Source organism: Arthrobacter sp. 210 2, from assembly GCF_059093025.1.
The window spans coordinates 77,541-94,386 of sequence record NZ_JBNHIE010000007.1 but is presented as its reverse complement, the minus strand read 5'-3'; the positions used below and the strand labels follow the sequence as shown (position 1 = coordinate 94,386).

Annotated in this window: 17 protein-coding genes; 6 read left to right on the top strand and 11 right to left on the bottom strand. The window is 65.9% G+C overall.

The window, feature by feature from the left end:
* Positions 1-9 precede the first annotated feature (9 nt).
* Positions 10-723 carry a DUF4166 domain-containing protein gene (locus AC5RWA_RS14305; protein ID WP_115525095.1) on the top strand — a complete coding sequence of 238 codons (714 nt, stop codon included), beginning with the start codon at positions 10-12 and terminating at the stop codon, positions 721-723.
* Positions 724-765: 42 nt separating this feature from the next.
* On the opposite strand, the gene AC5RWA_RS14300 is transcribed toward AC5RWA_RS14305, so the two are convergent.
* The 9 genes from AC5RWA_RS14300 to AC5RWA_RS14260 all read right to left on the bottom strand — a co-directional run bounded on the left by AC5RWA_RS14300 (position 766) and on the right by AC5RWA_RS14260 (position 11,396).
* Positions 766-1,797: a uroporphyrinogen decarboxylase/cobalamine-independent methonine synthase family protein gene (locus tag AC5RWA_RS14300; RefSeq protein ID WP_494058153.1), complete on the bottom strand. Its 1,032-nt coding sequence runs from the start codon at positions 1,795-1,797 to the stop codon at positions 766-768.
* Positions 1,798-1,835: 38 nt separating this feature from the next.
* Complete coding sequence (locus tag AC5RWA_RS14295) at positions 1,836-2,243, bottom strand: chorismate mutase (RefSeq protein WP_079597262.1); 408 nt, start codon at positions 2,241-2,243, stop codon at positions 1,836-1,838.
* Between the two features lie 97 nt (positions 2,244-2,340).
* Positions 2,341-4,071 carry an ABC transporter ATP-binding protein gene (locus AC5RWA_RS14290; RefSeq protein WP_494058078.1) on the bottom strand — a complete coding sequence of 577 codons (1,731 nt, stop codon included), beginning with the start codon at positions 4,069-4,071 and terminating at the stop codon, positions 2,341-2,343.
* Complete coding sequence (locus tag AC5RWA_RS14285; protein WP_494058077.1) at positions 4,068-5,081, bottom strand: ABC transporter permease; 1,014 nt, start codon at positions 5,079-5,081, stop codon at positions 4,068-4,070. The genes AC5RWA_RS14290 and AC5RWA_RS14285 overlap by 4 nt, the downstream gene beginning before the upstream one ends.
* A 1-nt stretch (position 5,082) precedes the next feature.
* Positions 5,083-6,174, bottom strand: a complete 1,092-nt coding sequence (locus AC5RWA_RS14280; RefSeq protein ID WP_494058076.1) for an ABC transporter permease — start codon at positions 6,172-6,174, stop codon at positions 5,083-5,085.
* Positions 6,175-6,293: 119 nt separating this feature from the next.
* Positions 6,294-7,925, bottom strand: a complete 1,632-nt coding sequence (locus tag AC5RWA_RS14275; RefSeq protein WP_494058075.1) for an ABC transporter substrate-binding protein — start codon at positions 7,923-7,925, stop codon at positions 6,294-6,296.
* A gap of 247 nt (positions 7,926-8,172) precedes the next feature.
* Positions 8,173-9,303 (bottom strand): tRNA 2-thiouridine(34) synthase MnmA, encoded by a 1,131-nt coding sequence (gene mnmA, locus AC5RWA_RS14270; protein WP_079597266.1) that lies wholly within the window; start codon positions 9,301-9,303, stop codon positions 8,173-8,175.
* Between the two features lie 143 nt (positions 9,304-9,446).
* Entirely contained in the window at positions 9,447-10,676 is a 1,230-nt protein-coding gene (locus AC5RWA_RS14265; RefSeq protein ID WP_494058074.1) for a cysteine desulfurase family protein, read from the bottom strand.
* Between the two features lie 9 nt (positions 10,677-10,685).
* On the bottom strand, positions 10,686-11,396 hold the full coding sequence (locus AC5RWA_RS14260; protein WP_494058073.1) for a helix-turn-helix transcriptional regulator: 711 nt from the start codon (positions 11,394-11,396) through the stop codon (positions 10,686-10,688).
* Between the two features lie 85 nt (positions 11,397-11,481).
* Between AC5RWA_RS14260 and AC5RWA_RS14255 the strand changes: the two genes are divergently transcribed.
* The gene (locus AC5RWA_RS14255; protein WP_494058072.1) at positions 11,482-11,901 is read left to right on the top strand and encodes a hypothetical protein; all 420 of its coding nucleotides are present in this window, start codon (positions 11,482-11,484) and stop codon (positions 11,899-11,901) included.
* A gap of 83 nt (positions 11,902-11,984) precedes the next feature.
* Here the strand turns inward: AC5RWA_RS14255 and AC5RWA_RS14250 are convergent, their stop codons facing one another.
* The gene (locus tag AC5RWA_RS14250; RefSeq protein ID WP_494058071.1) at positions 11,985-12,677 is read right to left on the bottom strand and encodes a hypothetical protein; all 693 of its coding nucleotides are present in this window, start codon (positions 12,675-12,677) and stop codon (positions 11,985-11,987) included.
* Between the two features lie 181 nt (positions 12,678-12,858).
* Between AC5RWA_RS14250 and AC5RWA_RS14245 the strand changes: the two genes are divergently transcribed.
* The 4 genes from AC5RWA_RS14245 to AC5RWA_RS14230 all read left to right on the top strand — a co-directional run bounded on the left by AC5RWA_RS14245 (position 12,859) and on the right by AC5RWA_RS14230 (position 15,986).
* Entirely contained in the window at positions 12,859-13,800 is a 942-nt protein-coding gene (locus tag AC5RWA_RS14245) for a J domain-containing protein (RefSeq protein ID WP_494058070.1), read from the top strand.
* Positions 13,801-13,822: 22 nt separating this feature from the next.
* A complete protein-coding gene (locus tag AC5RWA_RS14240; RefSeq protein ID WP_079597271.1) occupies positions 13,823-14,290 on the top strand; it encodes a tRNA (cytidine(34)-2'-O)-methyltransferase in 468 nt (155 codons plus the stop codon).
* A gap of 201 nt (positions 14,291-14,491) precedes the next feature.
* Positions 14,492-15,100, top strand: coding sequence for an ECF RNA polymerase sigma factor SigK (gene sigK, locus AC5RWA_RS14235; RefSeq protein WP_079597272.1), 609 nt, complete (start codon positions 14,492-14,494; stop codon positions 15,098-15,100).
* A 10-nt stretch (positions 15,101-15,110) separates the two neighbouring features.
* Positions 15,111-15,986 carry an anti-sigma factor gene (locus AC5RWA_RS14230; protein ID WP_494058152.1) on the top strand — a complete coding sequence of 292 codons (876 nt, stop codon included), beginning with the start codon at positions 15,111-15,113 and terminating at the stop codon, positions 15,984-15,986.
* Positions 15,987-16,063: 77 nt separating this feature from the next.
* Here AC5RWA_RS14230 and AC5RWA_RS14225 read toward each other — a convergent pair whose 3' ends face one another.
* Positions 16,064-16,843 carry a PIG-L deacetylase family protein gene (locus tag AC5RWA_RS14225; protein ID WP_079597274.1) on the bottom strand — a complete coding sequence of 260 codons (780 nt, stop codon included), beginning with the start codon at positions 16,841-16,843 and terminating at the stop codon, positions 16,064-16,066.
* Positions 16,844-16,846 lie beyond the last annotated feature (3 nt).

The following is a 16,846-nucleotide window of genomic DNA, read 5'->3' as shown; positions in this document are numbered from 1 at the left end:
AGGATCTTCATGAACGTACCGATCTACCAGCAGGTTCTCGGGGCGGAATTTACCAGGCTGCAGCCTGAACTGCAGGAGTACTTTTCCCTGGTGCCCGGCTCCGGCCGGTACGGCGTGGGCGAAGGCACGTTCGACGTCGTCGGCTGCCGGCAGGAGTGGCTGCGGCCGCTGTTGCGCCTCACCGGCGGAGAGGAAGCGTTCTTTCCGGAATACGGTGAGAACGTCCCGTTCCGGATCGAAAACCACGCCCACCAGGATCCGTTTGGCCGCTCCAGCCTGACCGCCCGGCGCGAGATCCGGTTCCCCGGCCGGACCCGCATCTTCCAGGACACCACCAGCGCCACCAGCCGTAACGGGAGCCCGCAGCTGGTGGACTACGTGGGCCGCTACCGGCGGTTGGTCACGGACCTGAACCTCAGCGTCACGGCAGGGGGAAGGCTGCGGGGCGTGTCGGAAGCATCCCGGCTTTTCCTCGGTCCGCTCCGCGTGCCACTTCCGGCACCGGTGGACGCCAAAGCCTACGCCGAGCAATGGTGGGACCCCGCAGAAGGTCCCAACGGCCGGCACCGCATCCAGGTCAAGGTCATCCAGCCGCAGATCGGCCTCGTCCTGGTGTATGCCGGCAGCTTCGACTACCGGCTGCGTCCCTACACCGGGGGCAACCCGGCGCGGAGCTTCCTGCCGCGGTACGCGCAGCCGGACCGCTGGGAGAACCGGGTCTGAGGCGCGTGGCCGCCGGCGCCCCTGCCGGCCAGCCCCGGCAGGCTAGCCCAGGGCGACCTGGTTCAGGCCGTCCGCCACCTGGGTCAGCCTGCCCAGCACGGCGGTGGCCTGCGCGGGGCTGTGACCGGCAAGCCCCGCTGAGGGGGTGACCCGGAGGCTGGCCAGGGACGACGCCGGGAGGCCAAGCTGCCGCCACGGGCGCCATACCGACTCGACGCAGTCCGCCACTTTGGGAAGCTGACCTGCTGCAACGTCAAGGGCTCCTGCCCACACCCGTTTGCCGGCCTCGACCGCTCCCGCCAGCTGCTCCCACTGTCGGGACGTCAGGGATTTGAACGGCACCGCAATGCCGTCGGCTCCGGCATGCAGGATCTGGTCGAACGGGGCCTCAACTTCAGGCACCGACACCACCACTTCCGCGGCACCGGCTGCGCGGAGTGCATCCATCACCAGGCGCCAGGATTCCCGCGCTTCGGAGGCGGCGACGGCACGCAGGGTGCGGTAGCCGCTGGCAGTGGGAATGGTTCCGGCCAGCACAGCGGCAGCATCGGGTTCGTCGAGCTGAACCACAAGCCGCGCACCGAAAACGGCAGCCGATACCCGGGCGAGGTAGCTTCCGACGCCGGCAGCGAGTGAGGCGGTGAGGTCCCGGCGCGCCCCGTAATCAAGCAAGGCCCGCTCCCCGTTGTGCAGATGCAGACCCGCCGCCAGGGTGAGCGGGCCCACCAGCTGGAGCTTGATCTCCTCCGCGGACGCGTCCTCGGCCCCTGCTACGTCAGCCAGGACGTTGATGTCCGTGGAGAGCGCCGAGGCTGCGCGGCGGAAGTCCTTGCCGGGGCGGTCCACGAGGCGCCACCCGTACGGCTGGACGTCGACGGCCAGTTCCTCCAGGAGGGAGGCGGTGCGCCCCAGGGCATCGGAGCCCACCCCGCGGGCCGGCAGTTCGGCGAGGAACGGCAGGTGCGGGCTGCCGAGTTCACCCCGGATGATCCGGGCGGCTTCGAGCGGGTCCTCCCCAGGCCATGGTCCCAGTCCCGTTGCCGTGACTTCCGCAGGCGGCGCTTTATCCGGCAGCGCGGCGCCGCGGACGGGTTCGTGCCGTTCGCCCACGGTCACGCGAGTGCTGATGCCTGCGGGTGCTGGCCGGACGCAGCCTGGTGGTCCTCAGCAATCGCTTCGTGATGGCGGATGACTTCACCGATGATGAAGTTCAGGAATTTTTCCGCGAAGGCAGGATCGAGGTGGGCGTCTTCGGCAAGCCGGCGGAGCCTGGCAATCTGCGCGGTTTCGCGTCCTGGATCTCCCGCAGGGAGGCGGTGGGCGGCCTTCAGGAAGCCCACCTTCTGCGTGGCTTTGAAGCGCTCTGCCAGGAGGTACACGAGGGTCGCATCGATGTTGTCGATACTGGAGCGGATGGACAGCAGTTCAGCCATCACCGAATTGTCCACCTGGCCGGCCAACGAACTGGCGGAGGGGTCGTAATCGTCGGAGTCAGGAGAGGGAAGGTTGTGCTGCGTCATGATCCCAGTCTATGGGCAGCCGGCCCAATGATCCGGGTGTTAAGCGCCGGCGCCGGATGTCGCCCGGCCCCGGCGCTTGCCCACCATGCTGTGCCGCTCAGATGCCCAGCAGCGCCCGGTGCTGTTCCCGGCGTCGTGCCTGTTCCTCGGGGTCAGGGACCGGCAGCGATGCAATCAGCCGCTTGGTGTAGTCATGCTGTGGGCTGCCCATGATATGGCTCCCGATCCCCTGTTCCACCAGCCTGCCCTTGTAGAGCACGCCAACCCAGGAGGAGAGGATGTCCACCACTGCAAGGTCATGGCTGATGAAAAGGCAGGCGAACCCGAACTCCTGCTGGATGTCCTTGAACAGCTCCAAAACCTTGGCCTGCACCGAAACGTCCAGGGCCGACGTCGGTTCATCCGCTATCAGCAGCCGGGGGTTCAGGCTCAGGGCCCGTGCCAGCGAGGCCCGCTGGCGCTGCCCGCCGGACAGCTCGTGGGGGTAACGGCCCGCATACGACGCCGGCAGCTGGACTGATTCAAGCAGCTCGCCGGCGCGTTTACGCGCCTGGGCGGGGCTTGGCCGGGTGTGGATCACCATGGGCTCGGCGATGCACTCCCCGATGGTTAGCTGCGGGTTGAAGGACGCGGCCGGGTCCTGGAAGACGAAGCCGATGTCCTTGCGGAGCGGTTTGAAGGTGCGTTCGCGAAGGTTCAGCATTTCGTAGCCCAGGACTTTCAGGCTGCCTCCGGTGGTCCTGTTGAGCCCGGCGATGGCCCTGCCGATAGTGGTTTTTCCGGAACCCGACTCCCCGACGAGCCCGAAGACCTCGCCCCGGGACAGCGTGAAGCTGACCCTGTCCACGGCCTTGTAAGCCGGCGTACCCAGCCTGCCCGGGTACTCGATGGTCAGATTGTTGGCTTCCACCAGGACGTCCTCATCCTGGTGGGCCCGGCTGGTCAGTCCTTCCGAGGCGGAGTTGTGCCCCAGGTGCGGCACCGCGGCGAGCAACTTCCGGGTGTAGTCCTGCCGGGGTTCGGCAAACAGGGTGCGGGCCGGAGCTTCCTCGACCACGTCCCCCTGGTACATCACCACCACGCGGTCGGCCAGGTCCGCCACCACCCCCATGTTGTGCGTGATGAGCACGATCGAGGTGCCGTACTTGTCCCGCAGGTCCCGGAGGAGTTCCAGAATCTCGGCCTGGACCGTGACGTCCAGTGCGGTGGTCGGCTCGTCGGCAACAATCAGGCCGGGGTTGAGCGCCAGCGCCGCTGCGATGACAACCCGTTGCTTCTGCCCTCCCGAGAACTGGTGGGGGTAGTAGTTGACGCGGTGCTCGGGATCGGGAATACCCACCTTGCGCAGGGCCTCAATGGCCCGGGACTTGGCTTCTTTGGCGGAAACCCGTTTCCCACTCTCACGGCCGGCGTGCGCCCTGATGCCTTCGGCGATCTGCCATCCGACCGTGAACACCGGGTTCAGCGCCGTGGACGGTTCCTGGAACACCATGGCCACATCCCGGCCCCGGATCTGGCGGAGGCGGGCGGCACTGACACTGATCACGTCAGCCCCGTTGATCACCACCGCGCCCGAGCTGCTGGCTGTTTCCGGGAGCAGGCCCAGGATGGTCTTGGCAGTGACAGTCTTGCCGGACCCCGACTCCCCCACAATCGCGAGCACTTCCCCCTTCCTGACTTCCAGGCTGACGTCCTTGACGGCATGGACGGGCCCGCCGTCGGTGGCGAAAGTGACCTGAAGGTGGTCGATGTCCAGGACCGGACGGCCGCCGTCGGGCTGTCCGTCGCCTGAATGCCCAGCGGACAACGGGTCGATGTTGACGGTCATGATGCCCTCACTTCTGTTGCGATGGCGGCGGTGTCCACCGGCGCCGGGGAGCTGCCCCCTATGCGCTTGCGGCCGCGCAGGCGCGGATCATTCAGGTCGTTGATGCTCTCGCCCACCAGGGTCAGGCCCACCACGGTCAGCACGATGGCCAGGCCGGGGAACATGCCGGTCCACCAGATCCCGGACGTGGTGTCGGCGAGCGCCTTGTTCAGGTCGAAGCCCCATTCGGCGGCCGAGCTCGGCTCGATGCCGAAACCAAGGAAACCCAGGCCGGCCAGGATGAGGATGGCTTCGGAGGCATTCAGCGTGAAGATCAGCGGAAGGGTGCGCGTGGCATTGCGGTAGATGTGGCGGCTCATGATGCGGATGTTGGAGGCTCCCACCACTTTTGCGGACTCCACGAACGGCTCGGCCTTCAACCTGACAGTCTCGGCCCGAATGACGCGGAAATACTGCGGAATGAATACCAGCGTGATGGCAGTGCCGGCGGCGAAGATGCCGCCGATGAGACTGGACTGGCCCCCGCTGATAACGATGGCCATCACGATGGCCACCAGCAGCGACGGAAAGGCGTAGACGGCGTCGGCGATGACCACCAGGATCCGGTCGAGCCACCCGCCCAGGTATCCACTGACCAAGCCAAGGACGACGCCGAGGACGATGGACATGACCACGGCGACGATGATCACCAGGATGGCGGTCTGCGCACCCCAGATCACCCGCGACAGGACGTCGTAGCCCCCCACTGTTGTACCCAAAAGGTGCTTGCCACCCGGGGCTTGCTGGGTGGGGAAGTTGCCGTCGGCGTCGGACAGCTGCGAGAAGCCGTACGGCGCGAGCAGCGGGGCAAAGAGTGCGGTCAGGACAAAAGCGCCGGTCAGGATCAGGCCCGCCACCAGCATGCCGCGCTGGAGGCCAACGCTTTTGTTGAAATGCGAGACGACCGGCAGGCGCCGGTACCAGGGCGCCCGCGGACTTTCCATCGGGACGGGAACGGCTGGAATGCTCATGTCAGTACCTCACGCGGGGATCGATCAGCGCGGCGATAATGTCCACGATGAAGTTGGTCAAGGCGACGATGATGGCGAGCAGCACCACGATGCCCTGGACCGCCACGAAGTCGCGTGCTGTGAGGTAATTGGCCAGCTGGAATCCCAGGCCCTTCCACTCGAACGTAATTTCGGTCAGTACCGCGCCGCCGAGCATCACCGCGATCTGCAGGCCCATCACGGTGATGATCGGGATCAGGGCCGGTTTGTAGGCGTGCTTGGTCACCAGGCGGAACTCGCTGACTCCCCTGGAACGCCCGGCCTCCACGTAGTCCCTGCCCAGGGTTCCGATGACGTTGGTCCGGACGAGGCGGAGGAAAATGCCGGCGGTCAGCAGGCCGAGGGCCACCGCCGGCAGCACGGCGTGGGCCAGGACGTCGCTGAGCGCGGCCATGTTGCCGCTCCGCAGGGCGTCAAGCCAGTAGATGCCGGTGGGTGCTTCCAGCGACGTCAGCGCGAGCTCGCTTGAGGTCCTTGCCCTGCCCGCCACCGGGAGCCAGCCCAGCCAGACGGAGAACGTCAGCTTCAGCAGCATGCCCGCGAAGAACACGGGTGTGGCGTAGCAGAGAATGGCGAACACCCGCAGGACCGCGTCCGCGGCCTTGTCCCGGCGGTGGGCTGCGACCAGGCCCAGGGGGATTCCCACCAGCAGGGCAACGAGCAGCGCGTTGATGCTCAGTTCCAGGGTGGCGGAGCCGTAGGTGGTCAGCATTTCGACGACGGCACGGTTGTCCGTAAGGGTACGGCCGAAGTTGCCGGTGGCCAGCTGGCCAAGGTATTCGAAGTACTGGACCAGGATGGGCCGGTCATAGCCGGCCGCCTGGATGCGTTCCTGGAGCTGGTCGGCAGGCAGTCGGCCGCCCATGGCCGCAGTAATGGGGTCACCGGTAATCCTCATCAGGAAGAAGACCATGGTGACGAGGATGAAGATCGTGGGGAAGATCAGCAGGAAACGGATCAGGATGTACTGGCCGAGTCCCCCGCCGGAAGATTTTTTGGTGGCCGGGAGGAGGCCGTCCGCGTCGCTGGGCGGCGCATCAATCAAAGTGGTCATGGTACCTCAGGGTTGTCTGGGCGCCGGCTGCTGCCCGCACCATTAACCAGCACGTTGGGGCGGGACGCCTGGCGGGCGTCCCGCCCCATGTGCGGTGGTCGTCGAATGGTCGGCAGGACCTACTTGGACATCACGCCAAGGCGGGTCTTGAACGACGGGTCGAGGGTTTTTTCAACGCCCTGGACATCCGTTCCTGCCACCATGACCTGGGCACCCTGCAGCAGCGGCAGCGTGGAGAGGTCCTTGGCAATGGCTTCCTGGGCCTGGCCCAGCAGCTCACTCCGTTCCGCCTTGTCGGTGGTGACCAGCTGCTTATTGACGACCTCTGTCACGGCCGGGTTTTCGTAGTGGTTGCCGAGGAAGTTCCCGGGGATGAAGAACGGCGTGAGGTAGTTGTCCGCATCCGAGTAATCAGGGAACCAGCCCAGCTGGTACACGGGGTAGGCATCGGCCCTGCGTTCCTTGGTGTAGGTGGTCCACTCCGTGGACTTGAGGTCAACCGTGAAAAGCCCCGATTTCTCGAGCTGTTCCTTCACCAGGGCGTACTCATCCGCAGCAGACGTACCGTACCTGTCGGTGTACTGCAGCTTCAGGTCCACCACGGACGTCACTCCGGCGTCGGTGAGGACCTTCTTGGCCTTGTCCAGGCTGGGTTTGCCGCTGCCGTCGCCGTAAAGGCTCTTCAGCGGCTCGGTTGCGCCTTCGAATTCCTTGGGCACGTAGGAGTAGACCGGGGTGTACGTGTTCTTGAAGACCTGCGACGCGATGACGTCCCGGTCCACCAGGTGCGCAATGGCCTGCCGGACAGCCAGTGCCTTGGCGGGATCGGCGTCGGGCGTTTTGGCGCCGAACGGCATGGTGTCGAAGTTGAACACCATGTAGCGGAGTTCTCCGCCGGGACCCTTGTGGACCTTCACGTTGCTGTCCGACTCGAGGTCAGCAACGTCAGTTGCAGTCAGGATCCGGCCGGCAACGTCAATGTTGCCTTGCTGGACATCGAGCTTGAGGTTGTTCGGGTCGGCGTAGTGCTTGAGCGTAGCGCCGTCGTTGGCAGCCTTGCCCAGCAGGCCCTGGTAGTCGGCGTTGGGCTTGAAGCTGATCAGTTCGTTCTTCTTGTAGCTGTCGATGGTGTACTGCCCGGCGAAGGGTTTGGCCGCGACGATGGCGTCGTCGTCCAGGATCTTGTCCGCGGGAAAGACTTCCTCATCCACGATGGGGCCCGGGTTGGAGGCCAACACTCCTGGAAAGACCTGGTCGTTGCCGGCTTTCAACGTGAAGACCACGGTGCTGGAGTCAGTGGCCTCGATCTTTTCCATGTTGGCCAGCAGCGACGCGGGGCCGTTGGGGTCGTCGATCTTCTTGACCCGGTTGAAGGAAAAGACAACGTCGGAGGAGTCCAGTGTGTGGCCGTTGGCAAACTTCAGGTCCGGCTTCAGCTTCACGGTGTATTGGGTGGGGCTGGTGAAGGAGGCCGACTCTGCAATGTCCGGGGTGGCGTCGGCTGTTCCCGGAGCGTAGTTGAGCAGGAAGGGGTAGATCTGGTTCATCACCATGAAGGATCCGCCGTCGTAGGAGCCGGCGGGGTCGAGCGTGACCACTTTGTCAGTCGTTCCATAGGTGATGGCGCCGCCGCCGGCGCCCTCGGTTGCCGTTCCGCCGCCGCCGGAGGGGCCCGTGCAGGCCGTCAGTGCGAGGGCGGAGATGCCTGCCAGCGCGATGGCGCCGTGCAGGGCTTTGTTGCTCTTCGTCATCTGTGAACTTTCTGTTCGATGAGTACGCGCCCGCCGAGGATGTGGGTGCCTCTGCTCAGGCGGGCAGCGCGTTACTGATGGGTAGATTCAATCAGAGAGTCAACCCCCGGGACGGCCCATCGTGTGAGTTGAGACACAAAATTTACCTGGCGCATCCGCAGCCCCGGTTTTAGGGGCAGTCCACCGGCAGGAAGGTAGAAAAAACGCCGCCCCGGGAAACCGGGGCGGCGCTTGGAAAAGTGTTCAGTTACAGCGCGGCGCGCTGCAGGGACCGGGCAACGTCGATGGTTGCCTGGCCGAGGACGCGGCTGCCTTGGTAGAGGACAACCGTCTGGCCGGGCGCCACGCCACGCAGGGGGTCGGTCAGCCTGATGACCAACTGGCCGGCGGCGCCGCCTTCTCCTGCTTCCATCCGGGCAGTGGCCGGCACGGGGTCGCCGTGCGCGCGAACCTGCGCGTAGCAGTCGAATTCCGCACCGGACTCCACCTCCGCGATCGGCAGGCCCGCCCAGGAGACCTTAATGCCCCGGATCTCGTCGATGGCCAGGAGCGCCTCCGGTCCCACCACCACCTTGTTTTCCTTCGGCCGGATCTCCAGGACGAAGCGCGGTTTTCCGTCGGCGGCCGGTGTGCCGAGCTTCAGGCCGCGGCGCTGGCCGACAGTGAACGCGTTGGCGCCGGGATGCTCACCTACTTTGGTGCCTGTTTCGTCCACGATGTCGCCGGTGGTCATGTCAATCTTTTCCGCGAGCCACCCGGCGGTGTCGCCGTCGGGAATGAAGCAGATGTCGTGGCTGTCGGGCTTGTTGGCCACCGAGAGTCCGCGCCGCTCGGCTTCGGCCCGGACCTCGGCCTTGGACGGGGTGTCGGCGAGCGGGAACATGGAGTGCTTGAGCTGTTCGTGGGTCAGGACGCCGAGGACATAGCTTTGGTCCTTGGCCCAGTCCGCGGCGCGGTGCAGCTCACGGTTCCCGTCGGCGTCTTCGATCACCTTGGCATAGTGTCCGGTGCACACGGCGTCGAAGCCCAGGGCAATGGCCTTTTCCAGCAGGGCCGCGAACTTGATCCGCTCGTTGCAGCGCATGCAGGGGTTGGGCGTACGGCCGGCTGCGTACTCGTCGATGAAGTCCTGGACGACGTCTTCCTTGAAGCGCTCGGAGAAGTCCCACACGTAGTAAGGGATGCCCAGGACGTCACACGCGCGCCAGGCGTCGCGGGAATCCTCGATGGTGCAGCAGCCGCGGCTGCCGGTACGCAGGGTGCCTGGCATCCGCGACAGCGCCAGGTGGACCCCGACGACGTCATGCCCCGCCTCAACGGCGCGGGCGGCGGCTACGGCGGAGTCAACTCCGCCGCTCATGGCTGCTAGAACTCGCATGCTGGCTTTCTGTCGGGGAAGGCTGCGGCCCCGTGGCCGGGACCGTGCGGACCGCCGGGCAGGGTCCCGGATACGATCGTCGCCTATCTATTCTACGGCCTCGTGTAAAGGAGCACGGCGCAGCGTAAAGGAACACGGCGCAGTCAGCTGCCAGCCCGTCCCTGCCGGGCGATGGTGCCTGCAGTCTGGATGGAGGACTCGCGGCCGGCCATACCCGCCTGCCGGGCACGTGCATAGGCATCCGGAAGGGCGCTCAGCAAGGCGTCAACGTCGGCGTCGGTGGAGGCATGGCCGAGAGTGAACCGCTGCGCGCCCCGCGCCGTTTCCTCGTCAAGTCCCATGGCCAGCAGGACGTGGGACGGGCGCGGCACACCGGCCGTGCACGCCGATCCGGTGGATGACTCAACCCCGGCAAGGTCCAAAAGGAAAAGGAGGGAATCCCCTTCGCAGCCCGGGAAGGTGAAATGCGCATTGCCCGGGAGCCGCCCGGTGCCTGGCGCTCCGCGCAGGACGGCCTCCGGCACCCGCTCGAGCACCCCTTTGATCAGTCGGTCGCGGAGAGCCGTGATCCGGGCGGCTTCACGGGGCAGCGCTGCAGCAGCAGCCTCTGCGGCCGCTGCGAAAGCTGCAATCGAGGCCGTATCCAAGGTGCCGGAGCGGACGTCCCGTTCCTGCCCGCCTCCGTGCTGGACGGGGGTCAGCTTGACCGTCCGCCCCAGCAGGAGGGCGCCCACACCCACCGGTCCCCCGATCTTGTGCCCGGAGATGGACATGGCATCCAGGCCGGACGCCTTGAAATCCACGGGGAGCGAACCGAACGCCTGCACGGCATCCGAGTGCACGGGAACGCGCGCAGCATGGGCCAGTTCCACGATCCGATGGACCGGCTCGATGGTGCCCACCTCGTTGTTGGCCCACATAACGGTGACCAGCGCGATGGTGCCCGGATCCCGGGACAGCTCACCTTCAAGGAATTCGAGGTCCACCACGCCGTCGCCGTCCACCGGCAGCCACGTCACGTCGGCGCCCTCGTGCCGCTCGAGCCACTCCACGGTGTCCAGGACCGCGTGATGTTCGACGGCGGAACAGAGGATGCGCCGCCGCGCAGGGTTCTCTGCCACCCGGGCCCAATACAGGCCCTTGACAGCCAGGTTGTCCGATTCGGTGCCGCCGGACGTAAAGATCACCTCTGATGGATGGGCGCCGGCAGCAGCGGCGACGGCCTCCCGGGCATCCTCAACTGACCTGCGCGCCCGCCGGCCGGAACCATGCAGCGAGGAGGGGTTTCCGGTGCGGGCAAGTTCACGCGTCAGGGCAGCCAGAGCCTCAGCCGAAAGCGGGGTGGTGGCAGCATGATCGAGGTAGACGGGCACCTTGCAATTCTAGCCCTTGGGCCGGTTGCCGCCCGGTGCCGGAGGCCCTGCCACCTGATGTGCCGGGACAATCCGGGCACAGCAGTAATCCGGCATATCCGCTCCCGCCACGCGTTCCTCCGAGGTGCCGGAACCCACCGCCGCGCCCCGCAGGAACGCGCCGTTCATGGAGCACACCACGCCGGAGTGCGTCCGGGAAAGCCGGTGGAAGGGGCAGTTCGACAGCAGGAACCCGTCCTCGCCGTCCGGTTCCGGCCGATATCCGGTTGCGGCGAGGAACCGCTCCAGGGATTCGGCTCCCTCGGCCAACTCCCGGCCTTTGTGGAAGGCGATGTCCCGGAGTGCCTCTCCAGCCGGTTTGCCGGTCTCCTGGGACCTCTCGATGGCGGCGGCCAGGAGTTCGCCTGCAAGGTCGTAATTCCGGTCAGGCACCGAGGCGCCGATTTCGCCCGCTGTGCTCCGGTACATCTTTGCAGGCCTGCCGGACCCGGGGCCGGTTTTTCCCGGCGGCTTGTGGAATTCAACGGCCAGCAGGCCGTCCTGAACCAGCCGGTCCAGGTGGAAGGACACGGTACTCCTCGGAATGCCCGCGGCCCGGGCGGCATCGTCGCGGCTCACGGCATGCGGCGCCGCCGCCACGAATTCGAAGAGCTGGAGCCGCTTTTCGTCTGCAAGGGAGGCGAGCGCAGCCATCCTGTCTGCCCAAGGGAGCCTGGTCATTCCACCCCAATCCAAAGTCAAGATCTCTTGATTATAGACCTGCCCGCTTCTAAAATTGTCATATCTACTTTTAGAAGGAGTTGCCATGAAAACCGCATCCGCAGTGCATGCCCATCACCTCCCGGCAGATCAACCTGCACGGCAGGCTTTCCTGCTGCTGCGAACTGTGTTTACCGTTGCGCCGATCATCTTCGGCCTGGACAAGTTCACCAACATCCTGGCTGACTGGACGATCTACCTTGCTCCGCAGGCCACCGCGATCGTGCCGATCCCCGCCCAGACCTTCATGTACGTGGTGGGGGCAGTGGAGATTGCCGCCGGTATTATCGTGGCCATCCGCCCGCGGTTTGGTTCGCTCCTGGTGGCGGCCTGGCTGGCCGGCATCATCATCAACCTCCTCCTGCTGGGGAGTTTCTTCGACGTCGCACTGCGCGACTTCGGGCTTCTGGTGGCAGCGCTGGCTTTGAACCGCCTCTCCCGGCCTACAGGAGTGCGCACGGAGTAACTGTGCGCATTGACTACAGCAGAAAAGACCTGCCGGCAGCTGGATATCCAGCGGCCGGCTCTTCCTTTTAAATGCCCGGGAAGCTAGTTCGACGGCGGCAGCACCGGCAGGAACGAGGCTACGTCTGCCCGTGCTGCGGCGAGCGATGCCGCATCGGGGCAGGACACGGAGACATAGACGGACGAGCCGGCGGTGGCGAAGAGCCGGGCCAGGACAACCGCTGCCTTCCCGCCCGGCGGTGCAGCCTGCTCCAGGGCCAGGACTTCCACCCGGCGCACCGGCGCGTCACGGTCATTTCCCCAGCGAAGGGTGTCTGCCTTCAGGGAGCCCGGCAGCAGGGTCGGATCAAGGTATTCGAAGAGCGCCGCCGTTGATTCACGGTCATCGCCCCGCGCAAGGGCGCCTTGGTTGCTGCGGACTTTGGCAGCCACGAGGCACCCGTCCGCTTTTGCGTACTGGCTCTCGCCGGCGACATTGTCCTTAACCTGCTTCCAGCCAGGCGCATCCTTCAACCCATCCGATATCCCCACGGGGACGTCGCGGGCAAGGGTCCCGCCGGCTGCGAAGGGAAGATCCTGCCCGGCCACGGCGTCAGCGTCATGGCCGGGGGTAATGGTGGGAGTAGCCAGGACCGGAGTGCTTTCCACCACGTCCGGTGCCGCCGGATCCCGCACCTCCACGCTGCATCCGCTCAAAAGGACGGCGACCAGGGTGCCTGCCGGCGCCGCCCCCAGCCACTTCCCGCCGGCCGCCCGTACCGTCGTCGGCATTGTCATGTCCCCCGCTGCTTCATGCCACGGCCCCGCCGGCCGCGCATGCACGAGTCTAGACTGCAGCTCCCGCCGGGAACCTGCACAGCCCAGGCACTCGTTGTCAGGACAGGGCGGGCCGCTGTGCTGGCTAGACTGGGCTGGCTTGGCTCCCCCGCGGGTCGGCCATACAGAAAAGGATGAGTGTTTGACCGAGAGCAGCAGCTCCCACTACCAGGTCCTTCAGGTAGCCGTTACGGCCACTGAGAAGGAAATCAAGGTGGCTTACCGCCGTGCTGCCCGCACCGCCCATCCCGACCATGGCGGTGACGCTGCCGCGTTCCGCCGGGTGACGGCCGCATATGAGACCCTCATTGATCCCCAGCGACGTAAAGCCTACGACCGTTCGTATGCGGCGGGCCCTGTCCGGGGCAATGCTGCTGACGATGAGCCGCACTTTGATGCTCCTCCCGCCGGCAGCCGGGCGTCGGCCACAGTCCACCGGCCTGGCAGCACCCGCAATACCGCGGGGGATCCGCCTGTCTACGTGCCGCCGTTCGCGCCCGGCACTGTTCCGCTGATTCCACCGGCCCAGGCCAGCCAGCAGGTGCACGGTATGCCCCGGAAACGCGGCATCTTTGGAGCCGAAGCACGGATCCAGCGGGAGATGCGCACTGTCCAGCTCCTGACCCGCCAGGTGTTGCCCGCCATCCCCGCCGCCCGGCTCATCAACGGCCTGCAGTCGCCGGCGGACAACAGCCACATCGACCATGCCGTGCTGTCGGGCTACCGGCTCGCGCTGATTAATTCCATGCTCCTGCCCAAGGGGGCGTACGCCTGGGACGGCAGGACCCTGAACCATGGGACGCGCACCATCGCGCCGCCGCAGCTGGCCCACCTTGTTCGGGCGATGCAGGACATCTTCCCGGAACTGAACGTCACCGGCTGGACAGTGGTTTTGAGCCCCAGCGGGAACCTGCACGAGCCGGTCATCGACCATCACCGCCGCCCCGCAGGTGCACTCGAAACAGTACAGATCGTCAACGGTGCCGGCATGGTGCGCGGGCTCAAGGAGTTCCTTGCCTCCGGGCCGGCGCCCAATACCGTGAACGTGCCCGTCCTGGCCCGGCTGCTGCGCGGCATGCACTGACTGCGGTCGCTAGGATGGGAATGTGTTCCGCATCCTCTTCCACGCCCCTGAAATTCCCGGCAATACAGGTAACGCCATAAGGCTTGCCGCCATCACCGGGGCTGAGCTGCATCTCGTGGAACCACTGGGTTTCGATTTTTCAGACGCCAAGCTGCGCCGCGCCGGGCTCGATTACCACGACCTCGCCGTGGTCACGGTGCATAAGAACATCGAGGACGCCTGGCAGCACCTGCAACCCGAACGCGTCTATGCGTTTACTTCCGATGGAGCGGCCAGCTACACGGACATCGCGTACCAGCCGGGCGACGTCCTGATGTTCGGGCGGGAGTCCGTGGGCCTCCCGGAGGAACTGAAAACGGACTCCCACGTCACCGCCACGGTGCGGCTGCCCATGCTGCCTGCCCTGCGTTCCCTGAACCTGGCCAACGCCGCTTCCATTGCCGTCTACGAGGCGTGGCGGCAGCAGGGGTTCGCCGGCGCGCGGATCTGAGGCCTTCCCTATGGCGGCCGGGGGAAAAATCTTCCGGCGCCGCCCATCCACCCATGCAGCAGCCCCGAATCACTCCTGAGAACATTTCACGGGATCGAGGAGCGGCAGGTGACACTTCTGGAAGCAGGGTCCAGGACCAAAAGCCGCAGCCGCACAGGCACTGCTGAGGATTCACCGCCGGGAGACTTATGCTTGGAAGTAATGGAAACTCCCAACGCGCCACATTCCGAGGCTCCTGCCGCGGTAACCGATCCGCCGGCTGACCTCAGCCAACGCCTTGTAATCCTTTTGGAAGGCATAGCCCGTGGGGACCAGGCGGCCTTTGCGGAGTTCTATCGGCTCACGTCCCGGAGGGTGTTCGGCATGGCCCGCCGGGTGCTGATTGATCCTGAGCTTAGCGAGGACACCACCCAGGAGGTCTTCCTGCAGGTGTGGCAGAACGCGGCGAAGTTCGACCGCCAGGCAGGAAGCCCGCTGTCCTGGTTGATGACTATTTCGCACCGGCGCGCGGTGGACAAAGTCAGGTCCTCGCAGTCCTCAACGGACCGGGAAGCGAAGTACGGTGCCAGCACGCAGGACATCGATCATGACAGCGTTTCCGACGAAGTGGGAAGCAGGCTGGAAGCTGAAGCCGTGGCCCGCTGCCTCGGAACCTTGACCGAAACACAACAGGAGTCCGTACGCCTCGCATACTATGGCGGCCTCACCTACCGGGAGGTCGCAGAACGGCTGAACGCGGCAGTACCCACCATAAAGTCCCGCATCCGCGATGGACTGATCCGATTGAAGACCTGTCTGGGGGTGAGTTGAGATGACAGAAATGAACCATGGGCGCAACGGCCGCTCCGGCTCGTTCGGCGATACCGTTGCCATGGACCTCGCGTCCGGCAGGGCCGTTGACCTGGCTGAGCTGTATGCCCTGGACGCCGTGACGGATCACGAACGGCAAGCCATTGAGGATTACATCTCCACCGCCCCGGAAGCAGAACGGCTCGCATTCCAGGAGCGGGTGCGGCAGGCGCGCGAGACGCTGGCCAGAACTTTCCACATTGAAGAGGAACCTCCGGCCGATCTGTTCAACCGGATTGTGGCCCAATTGCCGCCCCAGGACGGCGTGCACCGGGAAGACGTGCACCGGGACGACTTGCTGCCGGACGCCCAAACCGGCGCCACCGCTGCCGTTCCCCCCGCTGCCGTGCCCGTAGCCGGCGACGAGCTCGCCAAGGCCCGCCAGCGCAGGGAAGAACGGCGCCGGCCCGGTGCCCGCCGTTGGCTTGCCGGAGTGGCAGCAGCTGCGGCGATCGCATTGGGCGGCGTCGGAGTGGGGTCATACCTCGCGGACCAGAACGACCCCCTGAACCAGGTGGTCCGTGCGGGCGACCTTCGCGAGGCATCGGTGGATGTGTCCGGGGGCGGCACCGCCACCCTCCTCATCTCCTCCTCCGAGGACGCTGCCGTGGTGAAGATGAATGGCGTCCCCGCTCCGCCTGAGGGCAAGGTTTACCAGATGTGGCTGATTCCCAAGGACGGCTCTGCGCCCGTGTCACAGGGGTTGATGGACGAGGAAGCCCTGTCCAAGCCTGCTGTTGTGCAGGGCATTTCCTCCGCGGCTGCGTTGGGGATAACCGTCGAACCCGTGGGCGGATCCCAGTCACCTACCCTGCCCACGGTCGCCGCCGCACCCTTGGGAGCGTAGCCGGAAAGCGGCAACACGCTGAAGAACGCCCCGTTTCCGGCCAGGAAACGGGGCGTTCTTGTATGTAGAAACAGATCCTAGAAGCCGGCGATGGTTCCGGGCCCGTTGACGGCAACAACGTGGAACGCCTCCGCACTGCGGCCCTCCGGAAGTCCCGCCCGGGCCGCGTTTGTCCGCATCCCCTGCCGGACAGTTGCCTCCATGGCTTCCACATCGGGGTGCTGGCTGACGTGGACATGGATCGCCTTCAGCTTGGCTTCCACCTGCCCGGTGACATCCACGAAGTGGTTCTCCCGCTCCTCCGGCCCGGCGTACAGCCAGAGCCACGGCAGCTTGTAGGCTTCAAGCCCTGATTCGGCGAGTTCAGGGTAGGCGAAGGGGTTTTCCAGCGCAGGGTACACCGCCCGGGTGACGGCCTCGCCCACCGCCAGGTGGTCGGGGTGGCTCTTCTGGATGCGCCGCCAGTTCCGTTCCGGATGCATGGACAGCACGACGTCGGGACGGATTTCCCGGATCAGCTTCACCACGCCCCGCATCACCTCGTGCGAGGGTTCGAGGTATCCGTCCCGCTGGTGAAGGTAGTGGATGTCGGTGACGCCCACCAGCCCGGCGGCGCGGCGCTGTTCGGCGTCCCGCATGGCGATGATGTTGGCCCGGTGTGCCGGGTCGAAGCCCCCCGCGTCGCCGTCGGTCATGATGCAGTAGCTGACCTGCACCCCCGCGGCCGTCCAGGCGGCGATGGTGCCTGCGGCACCAAAGTCGATGTCGTCCGGGTGGGCCGCAAAACAGAGCACCCGCCCAACCCGGTCTGTGGCCGGGTTGAACGGGCTCTGTGCCTGCTCGTTGGAGGCAGTCAAGGA

What these genes read in the sequence shown, in the direction of transcription:
- AC5RWA_RS14305 (WP_115525095.1), top strand. Translation starts at nt 10, where the DNA reads ATGAACGTACCGATCTACCAGCAGGTTCTCGGGGCGGAATTTACCAGG.
- AC5RWA_RS14295 (WP_079597262.1), bottom strand. Translation starts at nt 2,243, where the DNA reads ATGACGCAGCACAACCTTCCCTCTCCTGACTCCGACGATTACGACCCC.
- AC5RWA_RS14290 (WP_494058078.1), bottom strand. Translation starts at nt 4,071, where the DNA reads ATGACCGTCAACATCGACCCGTTGTCCGCTGGGCATTCAGGCGACGGA.
- AC5RWA_RS14285 (WP_494058077.1), bottom strand. Translation starts at nt 5,081, where the DNA reads ATGAGCATTCCAGCCGTTCCCGTCCCGATGGAAAGTCCGCGGGCGCCC.
- AC5RWA_RS14280 (WP_494058076.1), bottom strand. Translation starts at nt 6,174, where the DNA reads ATGACCACTTTGATTGATGCGCCGCCCAGCGACGCGGACGGCCTCCTC.
- AC5RWA_RS14275 (WP_494058075.1), bottom strand. Translation starts at nt 7,925, where the DNA reads ATGACGAAGAGCAACAAAGCCCTGCACGGCGCCATCGCGCTGGCAGGC.
- mnmA (WP_079597266.1), bottom strand. Translation starts at nt 9,303, where the DNA reads ATGCGAGTTCTAGCAGCCATGAGCGGCGGAGTTGACTCCGCCGTAGCC.
- AC5RWA_RS14260 (WP_494058073.1), bottom strand. Translation starts at nt 11,396, where the DNA reads ATGACCAGGCTCCCTTGGGCAGACAGGATGGCTGCGCTCGCCTCCCTT.
- AC5RWA_RS14255 (WP_494058072.1), top strand. Translation starts at nt 11,482, where the DNA reads ATGAAAACCGCATCCGCAGTGCATGCCCATCACCTCCCGGCAGATCAA.
- AC5RWA_RS14250 (WP_494058071.1), bottom strand. Translation starts at nt 12,677, where the DNA reads ATGACAATGCCGACGACGGTACGGGCGGCCGGCGGGAAGTGGCTGGGG.
- sigK (WP_079597272.1), top strand. Translation starts at nt 14,492, where the DNA reads ATGGAAACTCCCAACGCGCCACATTCCGAGGCTCCTGCCGCGGTAACC.
- AC5RWA_RS14230 (WP_494058152.1), top strand. Translation starts at nt 15,111, where the DNA reads ATGAACCATGGGCGCAACGGCCGCTCCGGCTCGTTCGGCGATACCGTT.